General features: G+C 38.3%; 16 protein-coding genes and 1 pseudogene. All 17 read left to right on the top strand.

Annotated features, from left to right (window positions below):
* Nucleotides 1-133 precede the first annotated feature (133 nt).
* Nucleotides 134-1,396, top strand: a complete 1,263-nt coding sequence (locus ACZFYI_RS04555; protein ID WP_462522932.1) for a c-type cytochrome — start codon at nucleotides 134-136, stop codon at nucleotides 1,394-1,396.
* 38 nt (nucleotides 1,397-1,434) lie between these two features.
* Nucleotides 1,435-4,518 carry a TAT-variant-translocated molybdopterin oxidoreductase gene (locus ACZFYI_RS04560; protein ID WP_462522933.1) on the top strand — a complete coding sequence of 1,028 codons (3,084 nt, stop codon included), beginning with the start codon at nucleotides 1,435-1,437 and terminating at the stop codon, nucleotides 4,516-4,518.
* Between the two features lie 18 nt (nucleotides 4,519-4,536).
* A complete protein-coding gene (gene nrfD / locus ACZFYI_RS04565) occupies nucleotides 4,537-5,901 on the top strand; it encodes an NrfD/PsrC family molybdoenzyme membrane anchor subunit (protein WP_462522934.1) in 1,365 nt (454 codons plus the stop codon).
* Between the two features lie 3 nt (nucleotides 5,902-5,904).
* Nucleotides 5,905-6,435, top strand: a complete 531-nt coding sequence (locus ACZFYI_RS04570) for a DUF3341 domain-containing protein (RefSeq protein WP_462522935.1) — start codon at nucleotides 5,905-5,907, stop codon at nucleotides 6,433-6,435.
* A gap of 12 nt (nucleotides 6,436-6,447) precedes the next feature.
* Entirely contained in the window at nucleotides 6,448-7,074 is a 627-nt protein-coding gene (locus ACZFYI_RS04575; RefSeq protein WP_462522936.1) for a c-type cytochrome, read from the top strand.
* Nucleotides 7,075-7,076: 2 nt separating this feature from the next.
* Nucleotides 7,077-8,369: a quinol:cytochrome C oxidoreductase gene (locus ACZFYI_RS04580; RefSeq protein WP_462522937.1), complete on the top strand. Its 1,293-nt coding sequence runs from the start codon at nucleotides 7,077-7,079 to the stop codon at nucleotides 8,367-8,369.
* A gap of 21 nt (nucleotides 8,370-8,390) precedes the next feature.
* Complete coding sequence (locus ACZFYI_RS04585) at nucleotides 8,391-9,425, top strand: cytochrome c oxidase subunit II (protein ID WP_462522938.1); 1,035 nt, start codon at nucleotides 8,391-8,393, stop codon at nucleotides 9,423-9,425.
* A gap of 16 nt (nucleotides 9,426-9,441) precedes the next feature.
* Nucleotides 9,442-11,334, top strand: a complete 1,893-nt coding sequence (locus tag ACZFYI_RS04590) for a cytochrome c oxidase subunit I (RefSeq protein WP_462522939.1) — start codon at nucleotides 9,442-9,444, stop codon at nucleotides 11,332-11,334.
* A complete protein-coding gene (locus ACZFYI_RS04595) occupies nucleotides 11,315-12,397 on the top strand; it encodes a COX15/CtaA family protein (protein WP_462522940.1) in 1,083 nt (360 codons plus the stop codon). The genes ACZFYI_RS04590 and ACZFYI_RS04595 overlap by 20 nt, the downstream gene beginning before the upstream one ends.
* A complete protein-coding gene (gene cyoE, locus ACZFYI_RS04600; RefSeq protein WP_462522941.1) occupies nucleotides 12,394-13,296 on the top strand; it encodes a heme o synthase in 903 nt (300 codons plus the stop codon). Before ACZFYI_RS04595 ends, cyoE begins: the two co-directional genes overlap by 4 nt.
* A gap of 3 nt (nucleotides 13,297-13,299) precedes the next feature.
* A complete protein-coding gene (locus ACZFYI_RS04605; protein WP_462522942.1) occupies nucleotides 13,300-13,881 on the top strand; it encodes a cytochrome c oxidase subunit 3 in 582 nt (193 codons plus the stop codon).
* 19 nt (nucleotides 13,882-13,900) lie between these two features.
* Nucleotides 13,901-14,677, top strand: a complete 777-nt coding sequence (locus ACZFYI_RS04610) for a cytochrome c oxidase subunit 3 (protein WP_462522943.1) — start codon at nucleotides 13,901-13,903, stop codon at nucleotides 14,675-14,677.
* A 19-nt stretch (nucleotides 14,678-14,696) separates the two neighbouring features.
* Nucleotides 14,697-15,026 carry a cytochrome C oxidase subunit IV family protein gene (locus ACZFYI_RS04615; RefSeq protein ID WP_462522944.1) on the top strand — a complete coding sequence of 110 codons (330 nt, stop codon included), beginning with the start codon at nucleotides 14,697-14,699 and terminating at the stop codon, nucleotides 15,024-15,026.
* A gap of 81 nt (nucleotides 15,027-15,107) precedes the next feature.
* Nucleotides 15,108-15,776 (top strand): SCO family protein, encoded by a 669-nt coding sequence (locus ACZFYI_RS04620; protein ID WP_462522945.1) that lies wholly within the window; start codon nucleotides 15,108-15,110, stop codon nucleotides 15,774-15,776.
* Complete coding sequence (locus ACZFYI_RS04625; RefSeq protein ID WP_462522946.1) at nucleotides 15,763-16,311, top strand: DUF420 domain-containing protein; 549 nt, start codon at nucleotides 15,763-15,765, stop codon at nucleotides 16,309-16,311. The genes ACZFYI_RS04620 and ACZFYI_RS04625 overlap by 14 nt, the downstream gene beginning before the upstream one ends.
* Before the next feature lie 74 nt (nucleotides 16,312-16,385).
* Nucleotides 16,386-16,607, top strand: a complete 222-nt coding sequence (locus tag ACZFYI_RS04630) for a hypothetical protein (RefSeq protein ID WP_462522947.1) — start codon at nucleotides 16,386-16,388, stop codon at nucleotides 16,605-16,607.
* Nucleotides 16,608-16,658: 51 nt separating this feature from the next.
* A pseudogene (locus ACZFYI_RS04635) lies at nucleotides 16,659-18,047 on the top strand (two-component sensor histidine kinase); the annotation flags it as partial.

Here is an 18,047-nt window from a genome sequence, read left to right on the forward strand (position 1 = left end):
ATATGTAATAAAATTAATTCTGATTCTAAGGCTAATTTTGCTATTTCATTCAAGTTTGAAAAATAGAATTGCGATAGTACATTTGCAGTGTTTATAAAAAAACGTGCATTAAACTGTTTAATAAGTAATAAATATGTCGATCAATCGCTCATTATTAAGTGTTCCTTTGAGATTTAGCCTCGTAATGATGCTAATTTTCCAGTTGTCAGGGACACAAGTCTACGCGGTAAATCCCGATGTTTCCAACAGTGAGGAGGCGATAGCAGCAGGGAAGACCATCTTCAATGCAAACTGTAGAACTTGTCACAGGTTAGATTCCAAGAATGTTGGTCCTGCCTTAAGAGGAGTAACAGACCGTCATTCCATCGAATGGGCTAAAAAATTTATTAAAAACTCCCAGGCTTTGATTGCCTCAGGTGATGCTGAAGCTGTGACCATTTCTGGGCAATTCAACAATTTGGTCATGCCTGCGCATGAATTCCTCTCAGATGCTGATTTGTTGAATTTATTGTCTTACATAGAATATGGAGATAAGGTTGATCCAGCTGCAGCTGCTTCAACTCCGGCAGATGGCACTCAAGCTGCCGCGGGAGGTTCAGGAATTCCCAGTGAATACCTGACCATTATTTTGGGGGTGCTTGTTGTCGTATTGTTATTGATTTTGATTGTTTTAGGTCTCATTATCTCCATTTTGACCAAATACCTGAGCAATCAAAAACTTGATGCAATTGATGAAGAATTTATCAACCAAAAATTTGATTTCAAAAAGCTTATCAAATCAGATGGTTTTGTTATCATTATTACCACGATTGTAATTGCCTTTACTGTTAAAACAGCTCTTGATGAGATTTTGACGATAGGTGTTCAGCAAGGATATGGACCAAAGCAGCCTATTGCTTTTTCCCATCAGTTACATGCAGGACAATACGAAATCGAATGTCAATATTGTCATACAGGCGTTGAAATAGGAAAATCAGCAAATATACCATCTGCTAACATTTGTATGAATTGCCATACACATATCCAAAATGTAGGTGGAAAAGAGGGTATTTCTCCCGAAATCGCTAAAATCTATGCAGCAGTTGATAATAACCAGCCTATAGAGTGGGTTAGAATTCATAACCTTCCCGACCTTGCTTATTTTAACCATGCACAGCACGTAGCTGTAGGAGGGATTGCCTGCCAGACTTGTCACGGACAGATCCAAGAAATGGAAGTGGTCTATCAGCATAGTTCACTGACCATGGGATGGTGTATAGACTGTCACAGACAGACAGACATTAATTCCAGGGGAAATGAATATTACGATAAATTGGTGCAGTTACACAGCAATTCCAAAGAAGCCCTCAAGGTGAAAGACATCGGAGGATTGGAATGTGCTAAGTGCCATTATTAATTTAAAAATAATTCAGAACTTACTTTCTTGAATATACAATGACAGAAAATAAAAAGACCTATTGGAAAGGTTTAGAGCAATTAACAAATGATCCTGAATTTGTTAAAAATGCAGAGAAGGAATTTCCTGAAATGCCAACAATCTTAGGAAATGAAGAAGGTGCATCTAGGAGGGATTTTCTTAAATTGATGGGCTTTAGCTTGGCAGCAGCTTCTTTGGCTGCATGTGAGGCGCCTGTAAGAAAGGCAATTCCTTATGTCAATAAACCTGTTGATATCAATCCTTCCATTCCCAATTATTATGCATCTACATTTTCTTCAGGGGGTGATTATGCCTCGATCGTAGTAAAAACCAGGGAAGGAAGACCTATCAAAATAGATGGAAATGAGCTTTCTCCGATCAACAAAGGAGGAATAAGTGCCATTGTAGAAGCATCTGTCCTATCCTTATACGACAAGCAAAGACTTGCAGGACCACATATCAATGGTGCTAAGTCTGATTGGGCCACAATAGATTCTGAAGTAAAGACTAAACTAGCTGCTGCAGGTTCAGTGAAAATCGTTACCAATACAGTTATTTCTCCTTCTACCGAAAAAGTCATCCAGCAGTTTGCTGATGCTTTTGGTGGCGCCGAAATCATCACTTATGACCCGATTTCTAATTATGGTATTACAAAAGCAGCTGAGACATCCTACGGTACAGCAATGCTTCCAACTTATAACTTCGAAAAAGCTAGTGTTATCGTAAGCTTTGGAGCAGACTTTTTAGGAACATGGATTTCCCCTATTGAATTTGCAAAGCAATATGGTCAGGGAAGAAAGATTTCAAAAGAAAAGCCGGTAATGTCCCGTCATTTCCAGTTTGAATCGAACCTTTCACTTACCGGTGCAAATGCAGATTACAGAACCCCAATAAAACCTTCGCAAAGTGGTCTTGCTGTTTTGGCATTATACAATGCGGTAGCCAAACTAGCCGGAGCGGCTACTGTTTCAGGAAGTGCAGTTGAAATAGCGCACCTTGACAAAGCGGCAAAAGAGCTTTGGGCAAACAAAGGTAAATCCATTGTTGTGTCTGGTTCAAATGATCCAAATGTGCAGATTGTGGTCAATGCAATCAATGACTTACTTGAAAATAATGGTGTAACAGTAGATTTCTCAAAGCCATCTTATTTCAGAAAAGGAGATGATTCAAAAATGAATCAGTTTGTTGCTGATTTAAAAGGAGGTAAAGTTGGAGGAGTTGTGTTCTACAATTGTAATCCTGTTTATGATTTTGCAAAAGGATCTGAGCTAGCAGAAGGTATTGCAAAAGCAAAAGTATCAGTGGCCACCAACTCTACCATGGATGAGACAGCTTCTTTGGTACAATATGTTGCACCGGATCACCATTATCTAGAATCATGGAATGATTTTTATCCAAGAAAAGGAGAATATAGCTTGAGTCAACCTGCCATTTCCCCTTTATTCGATACAAGACAGGCTCAGGATACTTTCTTGGTTTGGTCAGGTGCCTCTACCAATTATTACGATTTCTTACAACAAAACTGGAACTCGACTTTATTTGCAGCTCAGTCCGAAACATCCAATTTCCAGGAGTTTTGGGACAGATCATTGTTCAATGGGGTGTATTCTATTTCATCTGAATCTGCACCTGTTGCTAATATCTCTGATTTGGCTTCAGCGGCCTCTTCTGTTGCAAAATCGTATAAAGCAGATAACGCAGCTACGGAATTGGCTATATATACAAAAATTGGGATTGGGAATGGAACATTTGCAAATATTCCTTGGCTACAAGAAATGTCTGATCCAATTTCAAAAGCTACTTGGGACAATTATCTGACCGTTTCACAAAAATGGGCCAATGAAAATGGTCTAAAAATGGTTGAAGGTGAGACTAAAAAAGCAAAACTTACAGTTGGAGGAAAATCTCTAATTGTACCTGTTTTGGTTCAACCTGGACAGGCAGAAGGAACAGTTGGTTTGGCATTGGGATATGGAAGGACTAAAGCTGGGAGGGTTGCTGATGGTGTTGGCGTCAATGCTTATGAATTGGCAGATAGCTCAAAAGGTTTCACAAATTTTGATGTAACCGAAGGTATCTCTATCGAATTGACTTCGGAAGCATACAAAATTGCACAGACCCAAACTCATCAAACTTATATGGGAAGAGAGTTTGTGATTCAAGAAGCCACTCTTGGAGAGTATAAAGAAGATGCTTCCGCAGGCAGGTACCATCCAAAGATTTACAAAGAAGGTGAGTTTGTCAAGCCTTCCAAGATTTCACTTTGGAAGGGTCACCAATACAGCCAACACCATTGGGGATTGGCAATAGATATGAATTCTTGTATCGGTTGCGGTGCTTGTACCATAGCTTGTCAGGTTGAAAACAACGTTTCTGTTGTTGGAAAGCAGGAAGTGCTCAACAGAAGGGAAATGGCCTGGATAAGAATCGATAGGTACTATAGCTCTCCGGTAGAAGCAACTTCAAACAAAGAACTTGAAGTTGCTGCTGATAATCCGGAAGTTACTTTTCAGCCAATGATGTGTCAGCATTGTAATAATGCACCTTGCGAAACGGTTTGTCCGGTAGCAGCAACGACCCACTCTTCTGAAGGTCTAAATCAAATGACTTACAACAGATGTATTGGAACAAGGTATTGTGCCAATAACTGTCCATATAAAGTAAGGAGATTTAACTGGTTCAAATATCATGATAACAAAGACTTTGCCGCTGTAAACGTTGCACAAAATGACGATATGGGCAAGATGGTGTTGAATCCTGATGTTACAGTAAGGGCTAGAGGTGTTATCGAAAAATGCTCTATGTGTGTACAAAGAATCCAAGCAGGCAAATTGACTGCTAAGAGAGAAGGCAGGAAAGTAAAAGACGGGGAAATAAACGTAGCTTGTGCCTCAGCTTGTCCTACTACTGCAATTGTATTCGGAGACATGAATGATTCCAACAGTAAAATCACCCAAATGCTCAAAATTCAGGAAGACACAATTTCTGCAAAAAAAGAAGTCAATGAGGAAAGGGCCTACCACGTTTTGGAAGAAATCAATGTGAGCCCTAACGTTTGGTATTTTACCAAAATCAGAAATAAGGATAAATCAGAAGCGTAATAAATAATTTTATAAGATATGCATGTTACTTCATCCGTACGCCAGCCTCTGATTACAGGCGGTAAAACTCTGAAAGACGTCACCCATGATATATCAAGGCAGGTAGAGGCAAAGCCCAGCATGGGCTGGCTATTGGCTTTTTTATTTTCTGTAGGGGTGTTGTTAATAGGATCGATTGCATTGGTAGCAACTCTTTGGGAGGGTATAGGTATGTGGGGACTCAATAAAACTGTTGGCTGGGCTTGGGATATTACCAACTTCGTTTGGTGGGTTGGGATCGGTCACGCAGGAACTTTGATCTCTGCTGTACTTTTATTGTTCAGACAAAAGTGGAGAATGGCCATCAACAGAGCTGCAGAAGCCATGACAATTTTTGCGGTAATTTGTGCTGCCATGTTTCCTGTGATTCACATGGGAAGACCATGGTTGGGTGCTTATTGGGCTTTGCCACTTCCAAATACCTTTGGATCTCTTTGGGTTAACTTTAACTCACCACTTCTTTGGGACGTATTTGCGATTTCAACTTATTTCTCGGTTTCATTGGTATTCTGGTACATAGGTTTGATTCCGGACTTTGCTACAATCAGAGACAGGGCGACAGGAATCAGAAAAAGCATTTACGGTGCTTTGTCTTTTGGATGGGACGGAGCTGCCAAAACTTGGAGCAGATATGAATCAGTAGCTTTGATTTTGGCCGGTTTGGCAACACCTCTAGTACTGTCAGTTCATACAATTGTATCCTTTGACTTTGCTACATCTGTAATTCCTGGTTGGCATACAACGATTTTCCCTCCATACTTTGTTGCAGGAGCGATTTTCTCAGGATTTGCGATGGTATTGACATTGATGATTGTTACAAGGAAAGTTTTCCACTTGGAAGACTATATTACGATTGGTCATATTGAATTAATGAATATCGTGATCATCATTACAGGATCAATTGTAGGTATTGCTTACATTACAGAATTCTTTATGGCGTGGTATTCAGGGGTAGCCGCTGAGCAATATGCATTCATGAACAGGATGTTTGGGCCGTATTGGTGGGCATATTGGTCAATGATGACATGTAACGTGATTTCCCCCCAGCTTTTCTGGTTCAAAAAAATAAGGACTTCAATTGTTGCTACTTTCTTATTATCTCTTGTGGTAAATATCGGAATGTGGTTTGAGAGATTTGTGATCATTGTGACTTCTTTGCATAGAGATTATCTTCCGTCTTCGTGGGCAATGTTCTATCCAACTATTTCAGATGTTGGAGTATATATGTTTACCTTCGGATTATTCTTCACTTTATTCTTCTTGTTTGCAAAATTCTTCCCTGTGATCAACATGGCAGAAGTGAAATCTATTGTGAAATCTTCATCAGAAAAAGTAATTAAATAAAGCATGGAAAGAGATAAAAATTTCATCCTAGGCGTATATGACGATGAGGATGTTTTGCTGGATGCAATATCTAAAGTAAGAGGCAGCGGTGTCAAAATCCATGAGGTTTATTCACCATTTCCTGTTCACGGAATAGATGATGTATTGGGGTACAAAAGAAGTAAACTTCCTATTGCTGCCTTTTTATTCGGAATGTTGGGGACTACTCTTGCTTTGACCATGCAGTTCTACATGATGAAAATTGATTGGCCAATGATAATCGGAGGTAAAGACCATGCTGCTTTTCCTGATTTTATTCCGGTGACATTTGAATTGACAGTTTTATTGGCAGCTTTCGGTATGGTTGGTGTGTTTATGATTGCCAGCAATCTAAAACCTTGGGGACAGCCTAGGATATTTGATGTCAGGATTACAGATGACAAGCATGTTATGGCAATCGATTTGGCTACTAATTCCTCATTAGGAGAAAGTCAATTGACAGATGTCTTAAAAGGCTCAGGAGCTTCAGAGGTAAATTTTAAAAGTTTTGAATAGGTAAATAGATATATGAAAATCACACATTCTATATACACGTTTGCATTTCTTGGAGTAGCCATTGGTCTTACTTCCTGTGGTGCGTCCGGTGAGGATCCCGGTTATGAATATGCACCCCAAATGTATAATTCAATAGCTTATGAACCCCTTTCACAAATCGTTAATGAGGATGAAGGAGCTTGGTTATCAACTAGAGAAGATGGAAAAGGAGAGTTTTTTAATAGCAATATTAATAACCCCAACCGAATGAATATGCGTGAACCTGTAGCAAATACTGTCCCAAGATCTAAAGATGGTTCACTTCCCTACAGATTAAAGCAGTTTGAGTTGGAAGCTGCAGCTTTGAATGTAAATCCTCTGGAATTAACACCTCAGGTTTTGGCAGAAGGAAAGGTATTATACACACAGTACTGTTCTGCTTGTCATGGCCAAAGTGGAGAAGGTAATGGGAAAGCAGGAGAAGTTATTGGTGGTGTTGCCAATCTTAAAGGGGGTGCCTATATCAATCTTCCTGAAGGACACATTTTCCACGTAGTGATGAAGGGAAAAGGAAGAATGGGCGCACATGGTTCTCAAATTCCGCAGGAAAGAATATGGAAAATTGTTCACTATGTTAAACAAGAAATTCAGAAGCAATAATCATGGGGCACAGTACTACAAATTATAATTTGGATCAAAAGTTTGATTTTTCAGCAGGGCTGAAAAAATCAATATTTACTGTTTTGATCATTGGTTCAGTTATCCTTGCTGCAGGAATTTTGATGGCAATGATGGGTGGAGGTCATGATGAAGCCCATACAGAAGGAGCGCATGCTTTCCATTGGTACCAGAGGCTTTATGCCAATATTTGGATTAATAATGTCTATTTCACTGGAATAGCTGTTATTGGAGTATTCTTCTTCGCTATTCAATATGCTGCCCAAGCTGGATGGTCAACTGCATTGCTGAGAATATTTCTGTCTTTTGGATACTGGTTGCCAATAGCTGGTGTGTTGATGCTGGCAAGTTATTTAATTATGAGTCATGATATTTTCCATTGGACTCATAAAGCACTATTTGACGTGAATAGTCCTGATTATGATAAAATCATTGATGGCAAAGGAGCATTTTTCTTTTGGCCACTTGAAAAGGGGACATTCCCTGCTTTCTTTATCATCAGGATGGTTGTTTTCTTTGGGGCATGGGTTTTGTTTTTCAATAAATTGAGAAAATTATCTTATCAGGAAGACCTAAACCCCGGAAATCAAACATGGTTTCAAATCAGAAAATGGTCTGCATTATTTCTTGTTTTCTTCGCGGTTTCATCTTCTGTTTCTGCTTGGGATTGGGTTTTGTCGATTGACACTCACTGGTTTTCAACCATGTTTGGATGGTATGTTTTTGCATCTTGGTTCGTTGCAGGTTTATCAGCAATGACTTTGGTGACTGTATTCCTGAAGGAGCGGGGATACTTAGAAATGGTAAATGAAAACCACATCCATGATCTTGGAAAATTCGTTTTTGCTTTTTCTATTTTCTGGACCTATATCTGGTTTTCACAGTTCTTATTGATCTATTATGCCAACATACCTGAGGAGTCAGTTTATTTTATAGAGAGACTTCAAAGTGATGTGTACAGCCCGTTTATTTTTGTAAATCTAGCGCTAAACTTCTTCTTACCTTTCCTTGTTCTTATGACTAGGGATGCAAAAAGGCATGGGATATTTCTGAAGGTTATTTGTTCCTTGATTATTGTAGGTCACTGGTTTGATTTCTTCTTGATGATTCAGCCAGGTACTTTGGGACACAACGGGGGCTTTGGTTTGATGGAAGTTGGAATGCTTTTGGTGTTTGGTTCTTTGGTTACATATGTTGTTTTGAACAATTTGTCCAAACGAAATCTTGTTGCCAAAAATCATCCTATGTTGGAAGAAAGTTATCATCATCATATTTAATTATCCGAAAAGTTTACAATTATGTACGGATTTCTAATTACAGTAGGTATCGTATTACTCATATCCATCATTTGGATGGTATATAGAATTCAGACCCTTGTATCAGTAGTAAAGGGCAGTGACAAAAAAGTTGCTTCTGGAAGTAATAAAGTAAATGCCATGATGTTCGTCCTATTTCTTTTAGGAACAGGAATATTGATGTTTTGGTATTCCATTAAGGAATTTGACAATTACAATCTTCCTTTAGCATCAGAGCACGGAGCTGTTACCGATAAGTTGTTCTGGATTACAATGGCTGTTACAGGGGTAATATTTATTATTACCCACGTTTTACTTTTCTGGTTCCCATACCAATACCAGTATAATGAAGGTAGGAAGGCTTCTTTTTATCCTGATAATAATAAACTTGAGGTTATTTGGACAGTGGTTCCGGCCATAGTATTGGCATTATTGGTAATTGGTGGATGGAAAGCATGGTCTGATATTACAAAACCTGCGCCGGAAAATGCCCATGTTGTCGAATTGTTAGGATATCAATTTGCATGGGAGGTGAGATATCCGGGAATGGATAATGTACTTGGTGCAAATGACTACAGATTAACAAGTGCGATAAATGTTTCCGGTGTTGATTTTTCAGACAAAAATTCTCACGATGATTTCAACACACCTGTGGTTGTAATTCCAAAAGGAGAACCCGTTCTATTTAAAATCAGGGCAAGAGATGTTCTTCACTCAGTTTTTGCTCCTCACATGAGATTGAAAATGGATGCTGTTCCGGGTATGCCAACCAAGTTTTGGTTTGTTGCCACCAAAACCACAGAAGAAATGAGGGCTGAGTTAAATGATCCAGAATTTGAATATGAGATTGCTTGTACAGAGGTTTGTGGGAAAGGTCATTTCTCTATGCGAAGAGTGATCAATGTGGTGGAACCTGCTGAATACAGAAAATGGTTGGCTGAACAAAAGCCTTACATCGTGAATAACCCAGCTCTTGTTGAGAATTTATCTCCTGAATTGAAAGAAGTTGCTGAAATAACTATCAGCGAACATAAGTAATTAAATTATCATTATTATGGCTACAGCTCATACAGCTACTCACAGTGCTAGTGCACATGATCACCACGATGAACATGAGCATCACGATAATTTTATAACCAAATATATTTTCTCTACCGATCACAAGATGATAGGTAAACAATTTCTTGTTACAGGTATATTTTGGGCAATTATCGGTGGTTTATTATCAATTATTTTCAGGTTGCAGCTTGGTTTTCCGGATATGGAATTATACTGGTTGAAACCAATACTAGGAGGTTGGATTGATGATGCTGGTAAATTGGATCCTAATTTCTATTTAGCACTGGTGACTATGCATGGTACCATAATGGTATTCTTTGTATTGACAGCTGGCCTAAGTGGAACATTTTCCAATTTCCTAATTCCACTTCAGATTGGGGCTAGAGATATGGCTTCTGGATTTATGAACATGCTTTCCTATTGGTTCTTTTTTGCCTCTGGAGTGATTATGTTTATTTCCTTATTTATTGAAACAGGTCCGGCCTCAGGTGGATGGGTTGTTTATCCTCCATTGTCAGCACTTGAGCAAGCAATGCCGGGCTCAGGTTTAGGAATGACTATGTGGTTGATTGCGATGACTTTCTTCATCGTGTCTTCTTTGCTGGGTGGTATCAATTATATTACCACAGTAATCAATTTGAGAACAAAAGGGATGTCTTTTTCAAGACTTCCACTGACAATTTGGGCTTTCTTTTTAACAGCAGTAATAGGGTTGCTTTCATTCCCTGTATTGTTCTCAGCAGCTTTGCTCTTGGTTTTTGACAGAAGTTTTGGAACTAGTTTCTATTTATCTGACATCTACATTGGTGGTGAAGCACTTCCAAATACAGGAGGAAGCCCTGTCCTTTACCAGCATTTATTTTGGTTTCTTGGTCACCCTGAAGTTTATATTGTGTTGTTACCTGCACTTGGAATTACCTCAGAAATCATTTCTGTTAATTCTAGAAAGCCAATATTTGGATACAAAGCAATGATCATTTCCATGCTCGGGATTACAATTCTTTCCTTCATTGTATGGGCGCACCACATGTTTGTGTCAGGTTTGAATCCTTTCTTAGGATCAATATTCATGTTCTTGACCTTAATTATCGCCATCCCTTCTGCAGTAAAAGTATTTAATTATCTCACTACACTTTGGAGAGGGAATTTGATTTTTACTCCGGGAATGTTATTCTCCATAGGATTGGTTTCATTCTTTATTTCTGGTGGTCTTACTGGTATTTTTCTTGGAAATTCAGCTATAGATATTCAATTGCATGATACTTATTTCGTAGTCGCCCACTTCCACTTAGTAATGGGTTCTGCTTCATTTTTTGGTCTGATGGCAGGTGTCTACCATTGGTTTCCAAAAATGTTTGGTAGAATGATGGATGCAAGACTTGGATATATTCACTTCTGGTTGACCTTCATCGGTGTGTACATGGTCTTCTTCCCAATGCACTACATTGGGATCGCAGGTTTCCCTAGGAGATATTACAGCTGGACAAACTTTGAATTCTCCAATATGTATACAGATCTAAACATGTTTGTGTCTGTTGCTGCTATTATTACGTTTGGTGCCCAATTGATTTTCTTGTTTAATTTCTTCTACTCAATGTATAGAGGAAGGATTGCTTCTTTGAATCCATGGAGGGCTAATACACTTGAATGGACAACTCCTTTACATCCTGGTCATGGAAACTGGCCTGGTGAAATACCTACGGTGTATAGATGGCCATATGACTATTCAAAGCCTGGCGCACCTGAGGATTTTATTTGTCAGACGGTGCCATTATCTGCAACTCCTGAATCGAACCTTCCACATGAACAAGAATTGGTGAAATTGGAAAAAGCAATTATTGCAGACGAAGAGGAAGTTCTTGTAGCCAATGAATCAAAAGAATCTTAATCAAATAAACAGCTTTTGCAGGATCAGTCTAGTTTCTGTGATAGCTGTTTATTTCCTTATTTTAGTTGGTGGGGTAGTCAGAAGTACCGGTTCAGGTATGGGTTGTCCAGATTGGCCAAAATGTTTTGGGAGCTGGGTTCCACCTATCAGTGTGAATCAGCTCCCAAATGATTATCAGGAAATCTATTCTGCCAAGCGGGTTGAAAAAAACAATAAGTTTGTTGCTCAACTGGAAAAATTAGGATTTAAAGAAAAAGCAGAAGAAATAAAGAATGATAAATCCATCTTGGTAGAACAGGAATTCAATCCTGTGAAAACTTGGATCGAATACATAAACAGGTTGATAGGTGCTGTCATCGGAATCTTGGTCCTTCTTACAGTGTTTAGATCATTTCCACTTTGGTCTTTTGACAAATCGACAACTATCTTATCTGTGTTTAATCTGTTTTTGGTTCTATTTCAGGCTTGGATTGGCTCGATTGTCGTTTCTACAAATCTACTTCCTTGGATGATTACCCTCCATATGATGTTGGCTTTGTTAATCGTTTGTATTCTGCTGTTCGTTCATTTCCGATCCCATAGATTAATTCATCCTACGAAATCTATCACTGATAAACCGGGCAGTTTGTTTGGTATTTTGGTAATTGGTTTTTTACTGATGTTAGTACAGATAATTTTCGGAACTCAGGTTAGAGAAGAAATGGATGTAGTGGCTTTCGAATTTGGAAACCTTTTACGGGGAGAGTGGATAGAGCATCTAGGATTGGTTTTTATCATTCATAGGTCCTATTCTATCGTCTTGCTTGGTGTTCATCTCTTGTTCTTTGTAAAGGTTTATAAATTTACCCTAAGGAATGTAAGTATATTTAAGTGGTCACAGGCACTTCTATTTGTGATTTTCCTTGAAATAGCAACAGGTGTTGGAATGGCTTATTTTAGTATTCCTGCCTTCTTACAACCTGTCCACCTCTTATTGGGAACATTGATAATAGGGATTCAATTCGTGATATTATTGCAGCTTAATTCCCAAAGAATATTTAAATTAGAACAAACAGGTTCATGAGAACTATAAATATTTCTGAAAATTCTTTATCAGATTTCCTTATTTTAAGGATAGGAGCTTATAAAGATTTAATTAAATTCAGATTGTCTGCCCTTGTTACTTTCTCAGCGGTCTTCGGATTTATTCTTGGAGATTCCGGTGTTATCTTTTCTTGGGGTAAATTCTTTGCTTTGATGATTGGAGGTTTTCTAATAAGCGGTGCCTCTGGCGCAGCTAATGAGATTTGGGAGAGAGATATTGACAAGCTGATGAAAAGGACTGAGAACCGTCCTCTGCCATTGAATCTTATTTCTTTAAGAGAAGCTTATTGGTTTACTTCCATAATTGCCTTAATAGGAATAGCCATACTCTGGATTTTTACAAATCCACTTACTACGCTTCTTGGTGTATTAAGTATGGTTTTATATGTTTTTGTCTATACTCCTCTCAAGAGAGTGGGACCAATTGCAGTATTTGTCGGTGCCATTCCCGGTGCCATGCCTCCTTTGTTAGGCTGGACGGCTGCAACAGGTGCCATATCCCACGAAGCACTCATCATATTTGGGATCCAGTTTATCTGGCAGTTTCCTCATTTCTGGGCAATTGCATGGGTAAGTGATGAGGATTACAAAAGGGCAGGATTTAAACTCCTTCCAAGTGGCGGTCAAAAAGACCTCAACACAGCTATTCAAATCATGATTTACACTTTGTTTTTGCTGCCATTGGGTCTTTTGCCAACTTATTTTGGACTCACAGGGATCAATTCAGGAATCGTAGCCACGATTTGTGGCGTGTTGTTTTTGGCACAGACATTTTCATTGATGAAAGATTGCTCGCGTAAATCAGCTCTTAAAATCATGTTCGGTTCCTTCCTTTATCTGCCAATTGTTCAGATAGCATATTTATTAGATAAAGTTTAATCCATGGAAGAAAAATTCGCATACATAGAAAATGCAGAGCAACCTATTGCAATGCATCCGAAGAAGTTTGCTTTGTGGCTGTTTATAGTCACAGTTGTAATGATTTTCGCTTCACTGACGAGTGCTTATATTGTCAGACAATCAGAAGGTAATTGGTTGGAATTTGACCTTCCGTCCATTTTCTGGTATACTTCAGGAATCATTGTTTTGAGTAGTATTTCCCTGCATTGGGCTTATGTCTCAGCCAAGAAAGATGACCTTGCCTCACTTAGGGTTGGTATGGTTGTTACCTCTATTTTGGGTTTATCTTTTTTGATAGGTCAATGGTATAGTTGGGTGGCTTTGGTTGACAGAGAAGTCTTTTTTGTTGGCAATCCTGCTGGCTCATTTCTTTATATTTTCACCGGATTGCATGGATTACACCTGATCAGCGGTGTGATATTTCTAATTATTGTATTAATTTCGTCCTTCAGATATCAGGTTCATTCCAAAAATCTTGATACCATGGAAATGTGCGTCACTTATTGGCATTTCTTAGGGGGACTTTGGCTTTACCTGTTTATGTTCTTGTTATTGAATCATTAAAAAGTAAACTTTAGAATATATGTCAACGACTGCAACTGCAATTGGGGTAAGTCCCAAAAGAGGAGTTTGGGGAGGTGGAAATGAGCCGCTCAAAGCCAGTTATGGAAAACTTATGATGTGGTTTTTCCTCCTCTCAGATATCTTTACCTTTGCTGCCTTTTTGATTACTTATGCATCAATTAGGGTCAGTTTTCCTGCTTATACTGGACCATCTGATACTTTTGTTGGATCAAATGAGTATTGGCCTATTCCTGAAATGGTTTTTGATGCCATTCCATTTACGCACAGTATTCACCCGCCTTTGGCATTTGTTGGTTTGATGACTTTCATATTGATTATGAGTTCTGTTACGATGGTTCTTGCTGTAGAAGCAGGCCACCGAAATGACCGAAATGATGTTACAAAATGGATGTTGTGGACATTACTTGGTGGAATTACTTTCTTGAGTTGTCAAGCTTGGGAATGGAATCACTTTATCCATGGTACTGACGGGGGGTCCGTCTTGACCTATGTAAACAAACTCGGTCAAGTAGTCACTGAAACTGTACATGGAGCCAACCTGATGGTGAATGAATACGGGCCAGCCTCTTTTGCCCAGCTGTTTTTCTTCATTACTGGATTCCACGGATTTCACGTGACTATCGGGGTGTTTCTCTTGTTTCTTGCTTTTTACCAATCCGCAGTCGGAGTGTATGAACAAAGAGGTCATTATGAAATGGTTGAAAAAATTGGATTATACTGGCACTTTGTTGACCTTGTTTGGGTATTCGTATTTACTTTCTTCTATTTGATCTAACTATAAAATCGACACTGATATGGCATCCCACGAAAATAAATCTACACTTGAAGTACTTCCTCGAGATGAAGCGAAAATCAGAAAGATCTGGAAAACTGCAGGAATCCTTTTGATATTGACATCTATTGAATTCGTTTTTGCTTTTACCTTGCCAAGAGGATTGTTATTATATGCTGTCTTCATTGGACTTACAATTTGGAAAGCTAAATATATAATGATGGAATTCATGCACCTTGGCGAAGAAGCCAAACCGCTCTTTTATTCCATTATCGTTCCCTTGATTTTCCTTATTTGGTTAGTAATTGCTCTGGTAAAAGAAGGCACTGAGATTTTTATCATTAGATGGTAATCCAACCAAATAAATTTTAAAAAAAAGTAGGTTGAGGTGGGAACTTCAACCTCTTTTTTTGTTTAAGTAAAAAGTAAAGCAATGAAAAGTTTGAGGATCCTTCAGGGATTGGTTTTGGTTTGTATTTTATTGGTCCCAGTGGTAATTTTTGTTTTTTTGAAAACTTTCGGGACAAACCAATATGATATTCCTATTCTTTATGAAGATGGGGTAGAGGACCCACTAGGAGACTGTGACATGGTGGAATCCGGACAGCATTATATACCGGATTTTACTCTTACTGACCAGGACGGTATAGCACGAGGGAAAAAAGAAATGTCCGAAAAAATTACCATTGTTGATTTTTTCTTTACTTCCTGCCCAAGTATTTGTCCGGTTATGTCCACTGAACTTGAAAGGGTTGATGATGCTTTTAGAAATGATGGTGAAGTCCAAATCTATTCCATATCTATAGATCCGGAATATGATACACCGGAAGTCCTTTCAGAATATGCAGAAAGACATATGGCTACACCGGGAAAATGGTTTTTTCTGACAGGCGATAAGCGATTGATATATGAACTTGCAAGATGTGGATTTATTCTCCCTACTATCGATGGAGAAGGTCAGCCTGAGGAATTTGTACACAGTGACAAATTCGTACTGATCGATGGGCAGGGCAGGATAAGGGGCTACTATAGCGGAACAAATAGAGAAGACGTTGACAAATTGATTTTAGAGACCAAAATATTATTACATGGAACAAAGTAGTTTATTGAATTCTGACAAAGGAATTATCAGATGGATTTCTGTGATCGCGGTAATTGTGCCTGTGTTGGTTGCGATTCTGTTATTCATGCCCTCCAAAATAGATATTGCAAGTAATTGGGTATATTTTCTTCCCCATCTCAATGCGGTCATAAATTCTGCAGCAACTGTTGCATTAATTGCCGGAGTAATATTTATTAAAAAAGGGAATATTGAATATCATAGGGCGGCCATGACCGCTGCATTTGGCTTAGGAGCTATATTCCTGGTTTCTTACGTGGTGTATCATGCAACAGCTGAAAGTACCACATTTGGAGGAGAAGGATGGATCAGACCGGTTTATTACTTTATTCTGATTACCCATATAGTGTTTGCAGCAGTGGCATTATTTCCTATTCTATTGGCGTACTATTATGGATATACTGACCAAAGGGCAAAACATAAAAAAGTTGTTAAATTTGCTTTTCCGATATGGTTGTATGTCACCGTCACAGGAGTCATTGTCTATCTGATGATAAGTCCATATTATTCTTTCTAAACCAATTGATTAACCTTGGCGTTTGCAATTATATGAGGTCAATTTATTTATCACTTCTCTGTCTTGTATTCTTTATGTCATCCCAAGTGTCAGCCATTGCGCAGTGTGCCATGTGCCGGGTAGGAATTGAAAACAATGTCAGCAATGGAGACACAACCATTGGGGCAGGATTAAATTTTGGGATTCTTTATCTTTTGAGTATGCCTTACCTGTTAGCTGTTGTTTTGGGATACCTTTGGTACAGAAATGCAAAAAAGAGGAAAGGCAAATTCCTGTTTCATGGAGAAAAATATTAAATAATGATTAGAATCTGGGAACAGATTTTGCTCTTTGCTTAACTTATGGTTATGCGAAACACCCGTAAATTTTTATTTTTTGTTGCCCTCCTGAGTTTGGGAGTTTTATTGGTTGCTAATTTTTTTTTAGTCGACAGAAATGATGAGGAAAGACTAATCAAACCAATTTCCAATAAAATCCAAAAAATAGAAGGGGAGTTTAATGAAGATTTTGTTCAGCTCTTGTTAAAAAACAGCCCTGATGAGGAGTTTTCATTTACCAATCTAACCATAGATTCATTTCACTCTTATTATATATTTAGTGAATCAGGTCAGCTCATCTATTGGTCGGATTTCTCGTATATGCCGGATTTTGATTGGATCGATTCCAAAACAACCCAAAGAATTCTTGAAGATAAACGCGGTATTTTTTTTTCCAAAGTCAGGAGGTTTTCCCGTAATAATCATGGGTATTGGATAAATCCGCTAAACCCACCTTATTTCAAGGGGGATTTTCAAAACCAATATCTGGAAGCCGGATTCAATTCTGAAATTTTTTCAAATGAACCCAAAAGTATATCTACAGAACAGGAAGATGGATTGTTGGAAGTTAAAGGATCTAAGGGGGAGTTTTTGTTTTCTGTTTATTTTGATCCTGAACAAGTCCCCACGGAACCTTCCAGCCAGTTGGCTTTGATGATTTTCTTTTTCTCACTTTTCTTTCTGATTCTTTTAATGACGAGAAGCCTTATTTTGGGCTTATGGAGAAAAGGTAAACAAGTGAAAGCACTGATTGCTGCTTCCGCTGTATTGATTACAATCAGGGCTTTAATGCTTGTTTTCAGGTTTCCCAAGGATTATTTCGATTATAGGCTTTTTGATCCTTCAGGTTATGCTTCTTCATGGTTTAACCCAAGTCTTGGAGACCTCTTTCTAAACATCATCTGTTTGGCTGTTTTGCTATCTATGGTCCTAAGAATAATTGCAAGTAAGGAATTTAAGAATTGGCTCAATAAAAGGAGAATCAAGAAAAATAATAAGGTTTTTCTTTTAGTGTCATATTTGTTTTCAACACTTTTTTTGGTTTTGTTTTATTCTCTTTATATAGATATTTTAAGCAATTCTCAGTGGGATCTCAATATCTTAAGTCTTCCTTCTCTGGATTGGTTTAAAGTCGTCAGTCTGTCTATTGTATTTCTAGGAGGGGCAGTCTATTTTTTGTTCACGATATTGGCATTGGAATTAGTGTTTTACCAGAATTCCCTGAATAAAAAAAATGCTATATTTCTTATCACCTATTATTCTATTCCTATAATAGCGGTTTTAGCTTATTTCAACTGGATTTGGATGGTTGCCTTTTTGGCCCATTATCTTTTCCTTGTCGCTGTTATCAATTTGAATTTATACAAATACATTTTTAAGATTGGCTTAAATACATTTCTTACTTTTTTCTTTGGATGC

The sequence above is a fragment of the Aquiflexum sp. genome (assembly GCF_977115555.1).